The organism is Paraburkholderia sp. 22098 (assembly GCF_052045935.1).
GTDB lineage: Bacteria > Pseudomonadota > Gammaproteobacteria > Burkholderiales > Burkholderiaceae > Paraburkholderia > Paraburkholderia caledonica.
Genome location: NZ_JBQEPV010000001.1, coordinates 503780 through 517802, shown reverse-complemented (window position 1 = coordinate 517802; position 14023 = coordinate 503780). Strand labels below are relative to the sequence as shown.

Annotated in this window: 15 protein-coding genes; 10 read left to right on the top strand and 5 right to left on the bottom strand. The window is 63.5% G+C overall.

Translation table 11 applies throughout. The features are described from left to right. Positions 1–66 precede the first annotated feature (66 nt). Positions 67–480, bottom strand: a complete 414-nt coding sequence (locus ACTJLB_RS02345; RefSeq protein ID WP_440782346.1) for a type II secretion system protein N — start codon at positions 478–480, stop codon at positions 67–69. A gap of 157 nt (positions 481–637) precedes the next feature. Here ACTJLB_RS02345 and gspG point away from each other — a divergent pair, with 157 nt between their 5' ends. The 8 genes from gspG to ACTJLB_RS02305 all read left to right on the top strand — a co-directional run bounded on the left by gspG (position 638) and on the right by ACTJLB_RS02305 (position 6676). Next, a complete protein-coding gene (gene gspG, locus ACTJLB_RS02340) occupies positions 638–1102 on the top strand; it encodes a type II secretion system major pseudopilin GspG (protein ID WP_020067385.1) in 465 nt (154 codons plus the stop codon). Positions 1103–1191: 89 nt separating this feature from the next. Continuing rightward, on the top strand, positions 1192–1683 hold the full coding sequence (locus tag ACTJLB_RS02335; protein WP_440782504.1) for a GspH/FimT family pseudopilin: 492 nt from the start codon (positions 1192–1194) through the stop codon (positions 1681–1683). Position 1684: 1 nt separating this feature from the next. Beyond that, complete coding sequence (gene gspI / locus ACTJLB_RS02330) at positions 1685–2098, top strand: type II secretion system minor pseudopilin GspI (protein ID WP_020067383.1); 414 nt, start codon at positions 1685–1687, stop codon at positions 2096–2098. Then, on the top strand, positions 2076–2753 hold the full coding sequence (locus tag ACTJLB_RS02325) for a prepilin-type N-terminal cleavage/methylation domain-containing protein (protein ID WP_440782344.1): 678 nt from the start codon (positions 2076–2078) through the stop codon (positions 2751–2753). The genes gspI and ACTJLB_RS02325 overlap by 23 nt, the downstream gene beginning before the upstream one ends. A 1-nt stretch (position 2754) precedes the next feature. After that, complete coding sequence (gene gspK, locus ACTJLB_RS02320) at positions 2755–3933, top strand: type II secretion system minor pseudopilin GspK (RefSeq protein WP_440782343.1); 1179 nt, start codon at positions 2755–2757, stop codon at positions 3931–3933. Positions 3934–3961: 28 nt separating this feature from the next. Then, positions 3962–5374 carry a type II secretion system protein GspL gene (gspL, locus tag ACTJLB_RS02315; RefSeq protein WP_440782342.1) on the top strand — a complete coding sequence of 471 codons (1413 nt, stop codon included), beginning with the start codon at positions 3962–3964 and terminating at the stop codon, positions 5372–5374. Then, positions 5371–5874: a type II secretion system protein M gene (locus ACTJLB_RS02310; protein WP_440782341.1), complete on the top strand. Its 504-nt coding sequence runs from the start codon at positions 5371–5373 to the stop codon at positions 5872–5874. Before gspL ends, ACTJLB_RS02310 begins: the two co-directional genes overlap by 4 nt. Positions 5875–5896: 22 nt before the next feature. Next, positions 5897–6676, top strand: coding sequence for a type II secretion system protein N (locus ACTJLB_RS02305; RefSeq protein WP_440782340.1), 780 nt, complete (start codon positions 5897–5899; stop codon positions 6674–6676). Between the two features lie 152 nt (positions 6677–6828). Here the strand turns inward: ACTJLB_RS02305 and ACTJLB_RS02300 are convergent, their stop codons facing one another. Both ACTJLB_RS02300 and ACTJLB_RS02295 read right to left on the bottom strand, forming a co-directional pair. Further along, positions 6829–8430: an efflux transporter outer membrane subunit gene (locus ACTJLB_RS02300; RefSeq protein WP_440782339.1), complete on the bottom strand. Its 1602-nt coding sequence runs from the start codon at positions 8428–8430 to the stop codon at positions 6829–6831. Between the two features lie 213 nt (positions 8431–8643). Then, the gene (locus ACTJLB_RS02295) at positions 8644–9009 is read right to left on the bottom strand and encodes a hypothetical protein (protein WP_440782338.1); all 366 of its coding nucleotides are present in this window, start codon (positions 9007–9009) and stop codon (positions 8644–8646) included. Positions 9010–9268: 259 nt separating this feature from the next. Here ACTJLB_RS02295 and ACTJLB_RS02290 point away from each other — a divergent pair, with 259 nt between their 5' ends. Together ACTJLB_RS02290 and ACTJLB_RS02285 are read left to right on the top strand one after the other, a co-directional pair. After that, positions 9269–9811: a MarR family winged helix-turn-helix transcriptional regulator gene (locus tag ACTJLB_RS02290; RefSeq protein WP_440782336.1), complete on the top strand. Its 543-nt coding sequence runs from the start codon at positions 9269–9271 to the stop codon at positions 9809–9811. Positions 9812–9947: 136 nt separating this feature from the next. After that, complete coding sequence (locus ACTJLB_RS02285; protein WP_440782335.1) at positions 9948–11534, top strand: DHA2 family efflux MFS transporter permease subunit; 1587 nt, start codon at positions 9948–9950, stop codon at positions 11532–11534. A 19-nt stretch (positions 11535–11553) separates the two neighbouring features. On the opposite strand, the gene ACTJLB_RS02280 is transcribed toward ACTJLB_RS02285, so the two are convergent. Then, positions 11554–12066 carry a hypothetical protein gene (locus tag ACTJLB_RS02280; protein ID WP_440782334.1) on the bottom strand — a complete coding sequence of 171 codons (513 nt, stop codon included), beginning with the start codon at positions 12064–12066 and terminating at the stop codon, positions 11554–11556. 226 nt (positions 12067–12292) lie between these two features. After that, positions 12293–13909 carry a glutamate--cysteine ligase gene (gene gshA / locus ACTJLB_RS02275; protein ID WP_440782333.1) on the bottom strand — a complete coding sequence of 539 codons (1617 nt, stop codon included), beginning with the start codon at positions 13907–13909 and terminating at the stop codon, positions 12293–12295. Positions 13910–14023: the final 114 nt, after the last annotated feature.

Genomic DNA, 14023 nt, shown 5'->3' with positions numbered 1-14023 from the left:
TTGTGCCGGCGGCCGTGCTGCGGGTCGATGCGAAGCGGCGTGCGTGTCGCCCCGCTCTGCTCCGTTTTAGCGAACGTAGATCGTAGGACCTGCCGCGTTGGCTGGCAGGAATACTTCGGAATGCGCGCCATTGCGGTCGATAACGATCGAACGGGCGCGGACTTCGGAGAGTTTGGCGCCTTGCATCAGTGTGCTGCCGAGCGATACCGCATGCGGAGGTTCGCCGCCCACGCTGACGATGGCCGCGGCGCCTTCACGCAAAGCAAGAATGCCGAACAGATGCACGTCCTGGTTGGCGGTGCGCGTGAGCTGGCCGCCGAAGAGCGTGGCGGCCTGGTCGGTCGAGACCTGCGCGTGCGCGGCGGCTGCGGGCAACGGTGCGCCCGACGTCGTGGTGAGCGTGATGATCCAGTAGGTCAGCGTCGCGCAGAACACGGCGAACAGCGCAAGCGACAGAAGGCGGATTTGGATGGCGTTCATGCGCATCATTGTACGGACTATTGTGAAAATTGCGTTGGGTTGAAACCCCGCGATTGCATGACATTAAAATGACCGGCCGGGCGTGTTCAATGGCACCGAAAGTGCTGAACGCGAATCCCGCTCAGTCGAAAATTCACCTGAAAAGAGGTAGCAAGCTATGCAACTGTCGACCACTCGCCGCACAGCAATCGCGGGTCCGCGCAGCCGTCGTCAACGCGGCTTTACGCTGATCGAAATCATGGTCGTGATCGCGATTCTCGGCATCCTGGCCGCGTTGATCGTGCCTAAAATCATGAGCCGTCCGGACGAAGCGCGGCGCGTCGCCGCGAAGCAGGACATCGGCACCGTGATGCAGGCGCTCAAGCTTTATCGTCTGGACAACGGCCGTTATCCGACTCAGGAGCAGGGCCTGCGCGCATTGATCGAAAAGCCGGCCACCGATCCGGTCCCGAACAACTGGAAAGACGGCGGCTACCTTGAACGTCTGCCGAACGATCCGTGGGGCAACGGCTACCAGTATCTGAATCCCGGCGTGCACGGCGAGATCGACGTGTTCAGCTACGGCGCGGACGGGAAGGCGGGCGGCGAAGGCAATGACGCCGATGTGGGCTCGTGGCAATAGACGACAGCAACGCACGCGTGACGATCGAGCCGCCGCTCGTCTCGACCCGCACGGCTACGCACGCGTGTAGCCGCCGCAGTTCGGCTGCATTGAGCGAAAAAAGCGGAAGAAACGCGAGCGCCGGCCGTCGACACGCGGCGGGTTTCACACTGCTGGAAATGATGGTGGTGCTGGTGATTGCAGGCTTGCTGGTGTCCTTGACCGCATTGACGATGACGCGCAATCCGCGCACCGATCTGAACGAAGAAGCGCAACGTCTCGCGTTGCTGTTCGAGTCGGCCGGCGACGAAGCGCAGGTGCGCGCGCGTCCCATCGCATGGCAACCATTGGACGGTGGCTTCCGGTTCGACATGCGTACGGAAGACGGCTGGCGTCCGCTGCGCGACGATCTGCTGAAGCCCCGTCAGTGGGAAGGCGGCGTGACCGGCGTGACGATCGACTATCCGGGTTCGAGTTCGCAAGCGAGCCGTGTTGTATTCGGCACCGAGGCGATCGACGTGCCGGTGCGCATCACGCTTTTCTCCGCTGCGGGGCGCGCGACGATCGTCGGCACCGGCAACGGCCGCTACGAGGTTCACTGACATGCGTCGTTGCAGCAGCACGGCGGCGCGCAAGGCCGCTAACCGCCAGCGCGGTTTCACGATGATCGAGGTGCTGGTCGCGCTCGCGATCATCGCAGTGGCCCTCGCCGCATCGTTGCGCGCGGTGGGCAGTCTCGCGAGCGGCGAAGCCGATCTTCATCGGCGCCTCCTGGCTGGCTGGAGCGCGGACAACACGCTCGCGCAATTGCGTCTTACGCATGCATGGCCGAACGTCGGCTCGACGAGCTTCGATTGTTCGCAAGGCAATCTGCAATTGATCTGTACCGAGCATGTAACGTCGACGCCAAACCCGGTGTTTCGTCGCGTGGAAGTCATGGTGACGATGCCTGGGCGTTCCGGCAACCTCGCCCAGATGGTCACGGTGGTCGCGAATGAAAACAACCGTTCGCTCTGAGCACCGCCGCCGTTCAGGCGCGCACGGCTTCACGCTGATCGAGCTGCTGGTCGCGATCGCGATCATGGCGGTGATCGCGGTGTTGTCGTGGCGTGGACTCGACCAGATCATTCGCGGCCGGCAGACCATTACTAATGCAATGGAAGACGAGCGGGTCTTCGCGCAGTTGTTCGACCAGATGCGTATCGACGCACGTCAGGCCGCCTCGGACGACGAATCCGGCCAACCCGCAGTGTCGCTCGCGGGCGGCGGCTTGCAGATCGTGCGGCAATTGACCTTGCCCGGCGCTGCGCCACGTTTGCAGGTCGTGCGTTACCGCGTCACCGAAGGACGCGTGATCCGCTATGCGTCGCCGCCGCTTGCGAGCGTCGGCGATTTGCGCTCGGCGCTGCGCGGCGGCGAAAGCGAAGGATGGACCGGCTTGCCTTTGATGGGCGGCGTCGGCGCGATTTCGGCGCGCCTCTACGTACCGAGAGTCGGCTGGACGACGCAGATGAAAGACGTGCAGGGCGCGATCACGGAGGCCGACAATAACCTGAAGGTGCCGCAGCTCGGCAATGCGCCGTTGCCGCGCTCGGTGACCGGACTTGAAGTGAGCGTGGGCGCGAAGTCGCTCGCGCGCCCCATCACTCGCGTTTTTCTGATCGGAGAATGACATGAGATTCTCCTGGCTTCATGCGCGACGTTCTGCCCTTTATTCGGCCTCGATCGATGCCTCGCGTGGCCTGACGCAACGTCGGGCAATGCGATGCGGACACGGCCGCCAGGCACAGGGACGACAGCGCGGCGCGGCCATCATCAGCGCGTTGCTCGTGGTGGCGCTGTCGGCCATTCTGGTCTCCGGCATGCTGTGGCGCCAACAGGTGCAGGTTCGCCGAATCGAGAATCAGCGCCTGCTCGCGCAGGCCCAATGGGTCTCGCGCGGTGCGCTCGACTGGACGCGTCTGATTCTTCGCTCTGAAGGCGATACTTCCGCAGGCATCACGTATCTGGGCGGCGTGTGGGGCGTGCCGATCGCCAAGACGAGACTTTCCGATTTCCTCGGCCAGATCGGCGAGGTGCGGGCTCAGCAGGGCGCCGCCACCTATCTGTCGGGATCGATTGAAGACGCGCAGGCCAAGTTCAATCTGCGCAACCTGGTTGCGAGCCCCGCGCCCGGGGTCATGCAACTGGACACGGAACAGATCGGCGCATACCAGCGTCTGCTCGTGTCGCTCGGCTTGAGCGGCCAGCTCGCTAAAAATACCGCCGTGCAAGTGCGTGCGAGCCTCGCACAGTCGGCAACGCGTTTTCAGACTGTCACGTCGACGTCCGGTACGACGGCGACGGCGCCCATTCAAGGCGGCGCAACGAGCGGCGGCTTTACGGACAAGCCCGGTATCGAAGAGGGCGACGACAGCGCGGCGCACGCGCCGTTGCAAATGACCAGCGTCGACTCGCTGCTCGACATTCCCGGCTATACGCCGGAGATGGTCGCCCGCTTACGGCCCTTCGTCACCGTGCTGCCGACGGTGTCCGCGGTCAACATGAACACGGCCTCCGCGGAGGTCATCGCCGCGATTGTGCCGGGTATGAGTCTGTCGTCCGCGCAGGCATTCGTCGCGCGCCGGCAGACGGTGTTTTTTCATAATGCCGGCGACGTGCAGCTTGCTTTGCGCGGCGCGGGTGCGCAGATCGTCTCAGTCGATCCGAATCAGTATGACGTCAATACGAACTACTTCCTGATTCACGGGCGCGTGCAGCACGAGCGCGCCGAGGTGGATCGCACGACGCTCGTCTATCGCGATGCTTTGACTCACACTACACGTATCGTGCGGGTGCAAGACCAACTATGAACAACGCCTTTCCAGAAGAGAGTGGCCTTTGAGCACGCTGATCGTCTTATTGCCGCCGCGTGATCCGGCGGTGCCGTCGCAGGAATGGCAACTGCCGGACTTGCCATTCGTGCTGCTCGACAAGTCGGGACGCACGCAGCGCGCCGGCCGCTCGGCGCTTGCGCTGCTGCCGCGCGCCACGTCGACGGTGCTGATGGTTGCCGCGCGCGACCTGCTGATGATGCCCGCCACGCTGCCGCCGCTGCGCGGCCCGAAGCTGCGCCAGGCATTGCCGAATATCGTCGAAGATCAACTGATTCAGGACCCGCAAACCTGCCATATTGCCGTCGATTCGCAATCGGCCGCGGGCGGTCGTCAAATGCTGGCGATCATCGACCGTGGATGGTTCCGCTTCATCTACGAAGCTTTTTCCGCAGCCGGCCACCGGAGTCTGCGCGCCGTGCCGGTTACGCGTTGTCTGCCGGAAGCAACGTTGTCCGCCGTGCCGGCCGAAGTCGCCGAAACCGTGAGTGCGACCGAGACCGCCATGGCGGGCGCGTCGCTCGCAGACGCTGCGCCGGTGCCGGGTGCGGCCGACGTCGCGCCCGACGCTTCACCCGAAATCGTGCCGATGGTAGCGGCGGTGCTCGGCACGGTGGTTCAGACTGCGCCCGCAATGCTGCTGGAAGGCGCCGTCGAAAGCGGCATGCCGCGCCTGGAGCTGGCAATTGCCCGCGGCGCGCAAGGCGAAGGCCTTGCCGTGCCTGCAAATGCGGTTAACGCGACGCTTGCCGCGCTCGCCGGCGCAACGCCGGTTTCGCTCTATATGCTGACTGAGGTTCCGGGCAACGAGCCGAGTCTTGGTGCGAGCAGTCCGGCACGTCTCGGCGCGCTCGTGCACGGCGCGAGTCCCCTGCCCTTCGAGCAGCTTGCGCGCCGCGCGCTCACATGCCGCTTCGATCTCTGCCAGTTCGAATTTGCGTCGCAGCCGTGGCGGCTCGACCGCGCGACGCTGCGCCGTTTGCGCCTGCCGGTGCTGCTCGCGCTCGGCGCGCTGGTGGTCGCCATCGTCGGTGCAAATGTGCAGTGGTTGATGCTTTCGCGTCAGCGCGACGCGATCAGCACGCAGATGACCGAGCTTCTGCTGACCACCTTTCCGAAGACGACGGTCGTGCTCGATGCGCCCGATCAGATGTCGCGTCAGTTGCAGCAACTGCGCGTGGCCGCCGGTGAGCTTTCGCCGGGCGATTTTCTGTCGCTCGCCGATGGCCTCGCGAGGTCGCTCCCGCCTGTGCCGGTCAACGGCATCGCCGCGCTCGATTATCACGACCGGCGTCTCGACGTTACCTTCAAACCCGAAGTGAAGCTCGACCCGGATTTCGCCAAACGCCTTGCGCGTAATGGACTGAGCGGCGCGATCGACAGCAACACCGGCAAGTGGACCATTAGGAACGGACAATGAAAGCTGAACTTGCGCAAACCTGGGCGGGCTTCTGGTACCAGCGAACCGATCGCGAAAAAGCGTTGCTGACGTGGGGCGGCGGCGTGCTCGCAGTGGTGATCGCGTGGTCGGTGTTGTGGGCGCCGGCGCAGGAGGGCCGCGCGCGTCTGCGTGAATCGCTGCCCACCTTGCAGCGGCAGCTTGCGCAGATGACCGCGCAGGCCAACGAAGCGCGACAGCTTTCGGCGGCGGCACAGGGCGTTGCGCCGACCGGCGGTGCGCTGAAGGACGCGCTCACCGCGTCGCTGGGCGATCATGGGCTTGCGGCCACGCAAGTGCAGGTGATCGGCAACGCAGTGCAGGTGCAGATGAAGAACGCGTCGTTTCCCGCGTGGACGGCGTGGGTCGACGACGTGCGCCGCCAGTTCAAGGTGCAGGTTTCCGAGGCGCACGTGACCGCGCTGAAAGAAGACGGCCAGGTGGATGTCACTGCGTCGTTGCAGCCATCCACGGCGAAATGACCGCGCTGTCACGGGATCTCGCATGACTTACTGGATGCGGCGCCTGCGCGCCGTGCTGCCCTGGGTGCTGGTCGCGGTCTTTTCGAACGCCGCCGTGATGCTCGCGCTATTACCCGCTGCGTGGATCACGCCGCAATTTGCCCGCCAGAGCGGCGGCCATGTGAACCTCGTCGATCCGAGCGGTTCGCTGTGGCACGGCTCGGCTACGTTGATGCTGGCGGCCGGCTCCGACATGAGCGCCGCGACGCTGCTGCCGGGACGGATCGAATGGCGCACGGCGTTCTGGCCGCTTTTCACCGGCCGTGTGCGCATGACCATGCGCCATAGCGAGGCGATGCCCGATCCGATTACCATCGACGCGACGCCGCGCAGCGCGAACGTCACGCCGGGCACGATCGGCGTCCCTGCTTCGCTGCTAAGCGGTCTGGGCGCGCCTTTCAACACGCTGGATCTGCAGGGCGACGTGCGGCTTTCGTGGTCCGACTGGCGCAGCTTCAACCGCGAGGCGTTCGGCCAACTGACAGTCGCGCTGAGCGACGTGAGTTCGCGCGTATCGCCGGTGAAGCCGCTCGGCTCGTACCAGCTCGTGTTCCAGGCGGAGGGCGTCTCGTCGACGATCGAGTTGCGCACAATCAAAGGCCCGCTGATGCTGAACGGCCGAGGTGTCGTGTCGCCGGCTTCCACGTCATTTCACGGAACGGCGACGTCCGCGCCCGAGGCTCGCGACAATCTCGCGGGACTGCTGAATTTGCTGGGACGGCCGAGCGGACCGGACACCGTCACGTTGTCTTTCGCTCATTGAGCGCGGTTTGGCGCGGCAACGGGGAAGCCGCGCTTACGTTCAGCCGTGCGAGTTCTCAGACAGAATGAAAAAGAGGCATGCCCGGCTCCGTTAGCCGCTCATGCCTCTTTCGTATTTCAGCGCCCTGTCGCGCTTGCTCACGCCCGCGAGTGCTATTTGCTTTGCGCTTGTATCTGCGCCTGAGCGGGCATTGACGTCTGCGGGTCATCGCGCCGTGCAACCGGCGTCGCCGGTGACGTGGATGGCGCTGGCAATGGCGCTGGTGCGGCTACATCGCCGGTTTCGCGGTTCATCTGGGTGACGTCCCAGCCGCCGCCCAGCGCCTTGACCAGACCGACCGACGACACCATCCGTTGACCTGCGATGGTCTGCAGCTTCTGTTCGGCCGTGAACGCCGTGGTTTGCGCGGTGAGGACGTTCACGAATCCCACCGTGCCGGCCTTGTATTCGTTCGTCACGATGGCAAGCGCCTGGCGCGCGGATTCCACGGCCTGCTGCTGCACCACGATTTCCTGTTCAAGGATGCGCTGCGACGCGAGGTTGTCCTCGACGTCCTGGAACGCGGTCAGCACCGTTTGGCGATAGGTCGCGACGTTCTGGTCATAGGCCGCCCGGGCGGCTTCGGTTTGCGCGCGGCGCAGGCCGGCGTCGAACAGGGTCGCCGCGAGTTGCGGGCCGACGGTCCAGAAGCGTGACGGCGCGGTCAGCAGTTGCGAGAACAACGAACTCTGGAAGCCGCCGCTCGCCGACAAAGTGAGCGACGGGAAGAAGGCGGCAATTGCAATGCCGATCTGTTCGTTGGCCGCCGCAGCCTTGCGCTCCGCCGACGCGATGTCGGGCCGCCGCTCCAGCAGCGCGGACGGCATTTGCGCGGGCACGGCGGGGGGCGTTGCGGTGAGCGGCATCGGCGGAATTGAAAACGTGGAAGCCGGTTCGCCCACGAGCACCGCGATCGCGTGTTCGTCCTGCGCGCGCTGAACGCCGTTGTCGATCGCGGCGGCCTGCGCCGATTGCAGCTGCGTTTGCGCCTGAATGACATCCGAGCGCGCGGCCACGCCCGCGGCGTACTGGTTCTGCGTGAGTTGCAGCGAGCGTTGATAGGCAGCGACGGTTTCGTCGAGCAGCTTCTGGTTCGAATCGAGCGAGCGCAGCGCGAAATACGTCTGCGCGAGCGTGGCCTGCGCGGATAGACGCGCGTTGGCCAGATCGGCGGCGGCGCTTTGTTGGCCCGCCTTCTGCGCATTCACGGAACGACCCACCGAGCCCCATAGATCGGGTTCCCAGCTGGCGTCGAGTTGCAGGTTGTAGCTGTTGATGACGCCCGAGCGGTTGCTCCCGCTCGCTGCTACCGCATTCGACGAAACACCGCTGCCGGAGCGCGTAGCGCCCGCGGACAAGCCGACCGTAGGGAAATATGCCGCGCGCGCCTCACCGACCAGGGCTCGGGCCTGACGGTACGCAGCCGCAAATTGGGCGACGGTCTGATTCGCGGCGTTCAGCTTCTCTTCGAGCGCATCGAGCTGCGGATCCTGATAGACGGTCCACCATGCGCCGCGATCCTGCTGGTCCGATGGTTGCGCGACTTTCCAGCCGGGTGCGGCTTCCTTGTACGAGGCGGGAATCTCGGCGTCTGGACGCTTGTAATCCGGACCGACCGCGCACGCGGCCACGAGGCCCGCGACGGACACAGCTACCGCGAGGGTCAGGACGCGCGGCGCAAAGGTCCGCGCGGACGAGATTCGGTCAGACTGCATGCATTGATTTCCTTCTGGACGCCGCGATGCCGCCGATGACGGCGCCGGCCGGTATGGTTTGCCGGTATGTTAGCGTAAGAGCCCGCTGGGCGCGGGAAACAGAAAGGTTAATGCGGCGAGCGATGTAGGTGTGTTACTGACGGTGTCGCGAAGGTTACGCGCTGTTACTGGCGAGTGGCTTGGCTTTCGATGAAAGCGGCGAAGCGGCCGCTGTCACGCCCGCGAGTCGACTCGCGATTCCGCCGATGCGGGCTTGCGCGCGAGCTTGCCCGCAGCTGCCCGACATGGAGCGTCGCCGCGAGATTGGCAGGCGCTCGCCGGGTTGTGCGCGGGGGCGGCAGTGCCGACCAGGCGCACCGGCTCCGCTGCGATTTCGACAGATGCGCTGCTCGAACTCTTGCGCCCGCGCCGATGCTCGACCCACGCCAGAATCGCGACCCCTACCGATCCGCCGGGCAGTACAAACAACACTGCAAACAGCGCGAGCTTCCACCAGCGATGCGGGCCCTGGAAGCTATGCAAAGCTGAATCGGTCAATGAGCGGCCTAAACCGCCGAGGGTATTTTTCAGGTACAGCATGGGAGGAACATCCTTGGGTCACGCCGCATCGACGGCGGACAAAAAAGCGGTCAGAACATGGTCTCGGGTGGCGCGGAACGCGTAACTCGTTGCTTCGTATAATATTGACTATGCAAGTAAATTTCAAGATACTGATGCGCGATGTGTGGGTGCGCTGTTGTTTTTTGGCTGTTCCTTTGGGGCGGGCTACGAGAATCGCCATTGATCTTCCTGCTTAGGCAGCTAAACTTCGCCTGCCCAGCGATGTTCCGGATACAAGATGACAGACGGCCCCTACAAAGCAGATGAAATCCAGCTCGAGTCCAGTCTCGGCTACTACCTGTCGAAGGCTCGTAACGTGCTGGTTGAGCGCACCGACCGCGCGGTTAAGCCGCTAGGCCTGACCGCGCAGCAGATCGGCGTCATTCTGATGCTGGCGGCGGGCCGGGCGAACACGCCGTTCGAGTTGTCTCGCGTGATGTCGTATGACAGCGGGTCGATGACGCGTCTTCTGGACCGACTTGAAAACAAGGGCTTCGTGTCGCGCACACGCAGTGACGCTGATCGACGCATGATCAAGCTAGAACTGACGCCGCGCGGTCACGACGCGGCGCGGCAGTTGCCGGATATTGGCGCTGCGGTGCTGAACGAACAGTTGCGCGGCTTCACCGCCGCCGACCTTGCCACGCTGATCGATCTGCTTGGCCGTTTTATTGCCAACGGCGTCGATCCGGATTCGAGCGCTGATTGCGGATTGTGCTCGCCGGATGAATTGGCCGACGAGCCGCTTCACGATTCATCGCCGAAAAACGGCAAGCGGTAGCTGGGGCGCGCACTACAGGGCTGTACTGCGCATATATCTCTGTCTGGGCAGAGTGTGATGGTGCATATATGCGCGACGGCTGAAACGACGCGATAAACGTGGCACAACAATCTTTTCCGCGCTGAGGAGAAAACCTATGGACGCTGCGGCTTCCAACGCTACGGGACCGGCGGCCCAACCCGCCACTCCACCCGCAGCCGAACCTGCGCCGCTAACGGGCGGCGCGCTCGCGCTGCTGACGGTGGGCCTCGCGCTCGGCACCTTCATGGAGGTGCTGGACACGTCGATTGCCAACGTGGCCGTGCCGACCATCTCCGGCAGTCTCGGCGTGGCGACCAGCCAGGGCACGTGGGTGATCTCGTCGTATTCGGTGGCCTCGGCGATTGCTGTGCCGCTCACAGGATGGTTGGCGCGGCGCGTCGGCGAAGTGCGGCTCTTCACGCTGTCCGTGCTGCTCTTCACGATCGCCTCGGCGCTGTGCGGTTTCGCGCAGAATTTCGAGTCGCTGATCATGTTTCGGCTGTTTCAAGGCCTTGTGTCCGGGCCGATGGTGCCGCTTTCGCAGACCATTCTGATGCGCTCGTATCCGCCGGAAAAACGCGGGCTCGCACTCGGGCTTTGGGCGATGACCGTCATCTGCGCGCCGATCTTCGGGCCGGTAATGGGCGGCTATATCACCGACAACTACACGTGGCCGTGGATCTTCTACATCAACGTGCCGATCGGCCTTTTCTCCGCGGGCTGCGCGTTCGTGCTGCTGCGCGGCCGGGAAACGAAGACCACGCAGCAGCGTATCGACGCGGTCGGTCTCACCTTGCTCGTAATCGGCGTGGCGTGCCTGCAGATGGTGCTCGACCTCGGCAAGGACCGCGACTGGTTCAACTCGACGTTTATCGTGACGCTTGCAGTGATCGCGGTCGTGTCGATTGCGTTCATGCTGGTGTGGGAGATGACCGAGAAAGAACCCGTGGTCGACCTTTCGCTGTTCAAGGACCGCAACTTCGCGCTTGGCGTGCTGATCATCTCGTTCGGCTTCATGGCGTTCTTCGGCTCGGTGGTGATATTCCCGCTGTGGCTGCAAACCGTGATGGGCTATACGGCAGGCCTCGCCGGTCTCGCCACCGCGCCGGTCGGCTTACTCGCCCTCGTTCTCTCGCCGATGATCGGCAAGAACATGCATCGGTTGAATTTGCGCGTGGTGGCGAGTTTCGCGTTCATCGTGTTCGCGTTCGTGTCGTTCTGGAACTCGACTTTCACGCTCGACGTGCCGTTTAACCACGTCATCTGGCCGCGTATCGTGCAGGGCATCGGCGTGGCGTGCTTCTTTGTGCCGATGACAACCATCACGCTATCGAGCGTATCCGACGAACGGCTCGCAAGCGCGTCGGGTTTATCGAACTTTTTCCGGACCTTGTCGGGGGCGATCGGAACTGCGATCAGTACGACGTATTGGGAAAACGACACGATCCGCCATCATGCGATGCTGGTCGACAACGTGAACGTCTACACGCCGAATACGAATGCGTACACCGATGCACTCGCCGGCGTCGGCTTTTCCGGTGGCAGCATTACCGCGCAGCTCGAGCAGGTGGTGACTGCGCAGGCTTATATGCTCGCCACGAACGACTTCTTCCGCATATCGTGCGCGGCGTTCCTCGTGCTTGCGGTGCTCGTGTGGATCACCAAACCGCGCAAAGGCGTCGGTCCTTCCATGGGACATTGACCGGCGCGCAACGCTTTGCTCATTGACTTACGGCTTCGCCAGTCGTCGGCGCCACCGACTGCCCTTGCAACGCGTCGGGATGCATGGCGGTGGGTGCGGGCTGCGACGGCTTCACATCGGGTTTCTGTGTACCCGCAGCGGCGCCTCGAACGTATTGCTTGAAGTCGGCGCCCGCTTCCCATGGGTTGGGCGTGCAGCCAAGCGATCCATCGCAATGTGCGGCGAAGCCGATCGTCGCGGTGCCGTCGGGGTTTGCGGTCCGGGTGATCTGATATGCCAGCGCGCGTTTGCCGCCATCGGGGCCGGCCGTCTGAATCAGCGTGTCGGTCGCGGATTCGACTTTATATTTTGAGTTGTTCGTGCCCCACGTCTGCGCGCGCTGCCACCAGAGGTCGCACTGAGCTTTGTTCGAACAGGTCAGGGGCGTGGTTGCTATCTGCATAACGTCGGGATCGACTTGTCCTTGCGTTGAACATGCGGTCGCGGCAACCGCCGTCGCAATGCACAGTGCGGGCAACAGACTTTGCTTCATCACGTTGATCCTCCCTCTCGCTAGCATGTCGTAATAGTTTGGACCGTTACGCGCGGAGGGCGTTTCCTCTACGTCAAAGAAACGTCGAAGTCGTGAACGTTTTGCCGACGCGCCCGCTGTTGTCCGCGTCGATGACGTAGCCGTTACCGCGCATGCACCGCGCAATAAAAAAAGCGGCTACTCGAGCCGCTTTCGCACGTTGCTTCGCGCACGTGAGCCGGTTCGCTCAGACGCTGAAACGATTCAACGTATACGCCCGATAAGCGGCAACAAATGCATCGAACGAGCCTACTTCTTCGCGTTCGAGCTTTGCCTGCTCCTCGAGCGATTGTTTGGCCAGTTCTGCAAACTCCTTGGCCTCGCCCGGCTCCAGCGGACGCGCGCGGAAGTAGGCCCCGTGCGCTTCGCTTTGTTCCAGACCGAATTCGAGGAAGCTCTGCTGCTTGTCGCGCATCGTCTGCAACACCCGCGCCGATGGCGTAAGCGACGGATCGGCAAGCTTCGCCCGCTGAACGGCAACCGAGCGCGCGTGCGCGTCGCCGCCCTGCAGTGCGTCGAGCGTGGCTGCCGCGGCTTCGATCTTGACGAATAGCTCTTCGGCCCACTCGACCATCGCGACCGGATGGCCGTCACGGATCAGTTCGAGGCCGGGCTTGCGCCCTTCGGTCGTTACGCGCGCGAAGTTCTGGTTGGCCTCCGCGTAAGGCTGCGGCGGCAATGGCGCGCTGTCGTCGAGCGCGCACACGAGCAGATAGGCGTCCAGAAAGCGTGACGTCTCCAGAGAAATACCAACCGGCTCGAATGGGTCGATGTCCATGCAGCGCACTTCGACGTATTGCACGCCGCGCGCGGCCAGCGCGTGCAAAGGACGCTCGCCGGGGTACGTCACGCGCTTAGGACGGATCGTCGAGTAAAACTCGTTTTCGATCTGCAGCACGTTCGTGTTGATCTGCACCCACTCGCCGTTTCGCTGCGTACCGATTGCCTCGTATGCCGGATACGGTTGGCTGACGGCCTTCGCAAGCGCGTCGAGATAACCGGGCAGCGTGTCGTAGTCGGCATGCAGCGCCGCTTGCGCGGTGGTGTTCGAGTAGCCGAGATCGCTCATGCGCAGGCTGGTTGCATATGGGCGGTACAACGTGTCTGCGTCGAAGGTTTCCAGCGTATGTTTGCGCCCGCGCAAGAAGCGGCGATCGAGCGCCGGCGACGCGCCGAACAGATACATCAGCAGCCAGTTGGTGCGGCGGAAATTTCGGATCAGCGCGAGATAACGATCCGACTGGAAATCGACGGCGCTCGCGGTGGATTGCTGATCCGCATGCAATAGCCGCCAGACTTCCTCGTTCAGCGAATAGTTGTAGTGGATGCCAGCAATGCACTGCATCGTGCGACCGTAACGCAGCGCAAGGCCGATGCGATACACGTACTTCAGCTTGCCAATATTGGAGGTGCCGTAGTTCGCGATTGGAATGCCGTCGTCGGTATCGGGCAAGAGGCCGGGCATCGAGTTGTTCCACAGAATCTCGTCGCCGAGTTCTGCGTACACAAAGCGATGCAGCCGGTCGAGCTTATCGAGCGTCAGCGCGACGTCCTGCTCGGCCGGCGTAATCAGTTCGAGCAGCGCTTCGGAATAGTCGGTGGTCAGCGAAGGATGCGTGAGCGCCGATCCAAGCGCGCGCGGATGCGGCGTCAACGCGAGTTCGCCATTGTGCTTCACGCGCAGGCTTTCTCTTTCTATGCCGCGCAGGCCATGCAGCAGCGCGTCGCGTTGCGGGCCAGAAGTCAGCACGGACAGGCGGTGCGAGAACGCGTCGGTCGTGCGGGATTGTGTGGTGTTTGGCATTGATGCGAGTCGGGCGTTGTCGGCCGCCATGTGCCGCTTTGCTGCTCGCTGGCAGCAGCGTGCGGTCGACAACGTTCGGCGGAATTTTCAGTAGCGGGCACTTTAACATCTCGC

Excerpts from the sequence above, each read along its gene's own strand:
- ACTJLB_RS02345 (WP_440782346.1), bottom strand. The coding sequence starts at position 480 with ATGAACGCCATCCAAATCCGCCTTCTGTCGCTTGCGCTGTTCGCCGTG.
- gspG (WP_020067385.1), top strand. The coding sequence starts at position 638 with ATGCAACTGTCGACCACTCGCCGCACAGCAATCGCGGGTCCGCGCAGC.
- gspI (WP_020067383.1), top strand. The coding sequence starts at position 1,685 with ATGCGTCGTTGCAGCAGCACGGCGGCGCGCAAGGCCGCTAACCGCCAG.
- ACTJLB_RS02325 (WP_440782344.1), top strand. The coding sequence starts at position 2,076 with ATGAAAACAACCGTTCGCTCTGAGCACCGCCGCCGTTCAGGCGCGCAC.
- gspK (WP_440782343.1), top strand. The coding sequence starts at position 2,755 with ATGAGATTCTCCTGGCTTCATGCGCGACGTTCTGCCCTTTATTCGGCC.
- ACTJLB_RS02310 (WP_440782341.1), top strand. The coding sequence starts at position 5,371 with ATGAAAGCTGAACTTGCGCAAACCTGGGCGGGCTTCTGGTACCAGCGA.
- ACTJLB_RS02305 (WP_440782340.1), top strand. The coding sequence starts at position 5,897 with ATGACTTACTGGATGCGGCGCCTGCGCGCCGTGCTGCCCTGGGTGCTG.
- ACTJLB_RS02300 (WP_440782339.1), bottom strand. The coding sequence starts at position 8,430 with ATGCAGTCTGACCGAATCTCGTCCGCGCGGACCTTTGCGCCGCGCGTC.
- ACTJLB_RS02295 (WP_440782338.1), bottom strand. The coding sequence starts at position 9,009 with ATGCTGTACCTGAAAAATACCCTCGGCGGTTTAGGCCGCTCATTGACC.
- ACTJLB_RS02290 (WP_440782336.1), top strand. The coding sequence starts at position 9,269 with ATGACAGACGGCCCCTACAAAGCAGATGAAATCCAGCTCGAGTCCAGT.
- ACTJLB_RS02285 (WP_440782335.1), top strand. The coding sequence starts at position 9,948 with ATGGACGCTGCGGCTTCCAACGCTACGGGACCGGCGGCCCAACCCGCC.
- ACTJLB_RS02280 (WP_440782334.1), bottom strand. The coding sequence starts at position 12,066 with ATGAAGCAAAGTCTGTTGCCCGCACTGTGCATTGCGACGGCGGTTGCC.
- gshA (WP_440782333.1), bottom strand. The coding sequence starts at position 13,909 with ATGCCAAACACCACACAATCCCGCACGACCGACGCGTTCTCGCACCGC.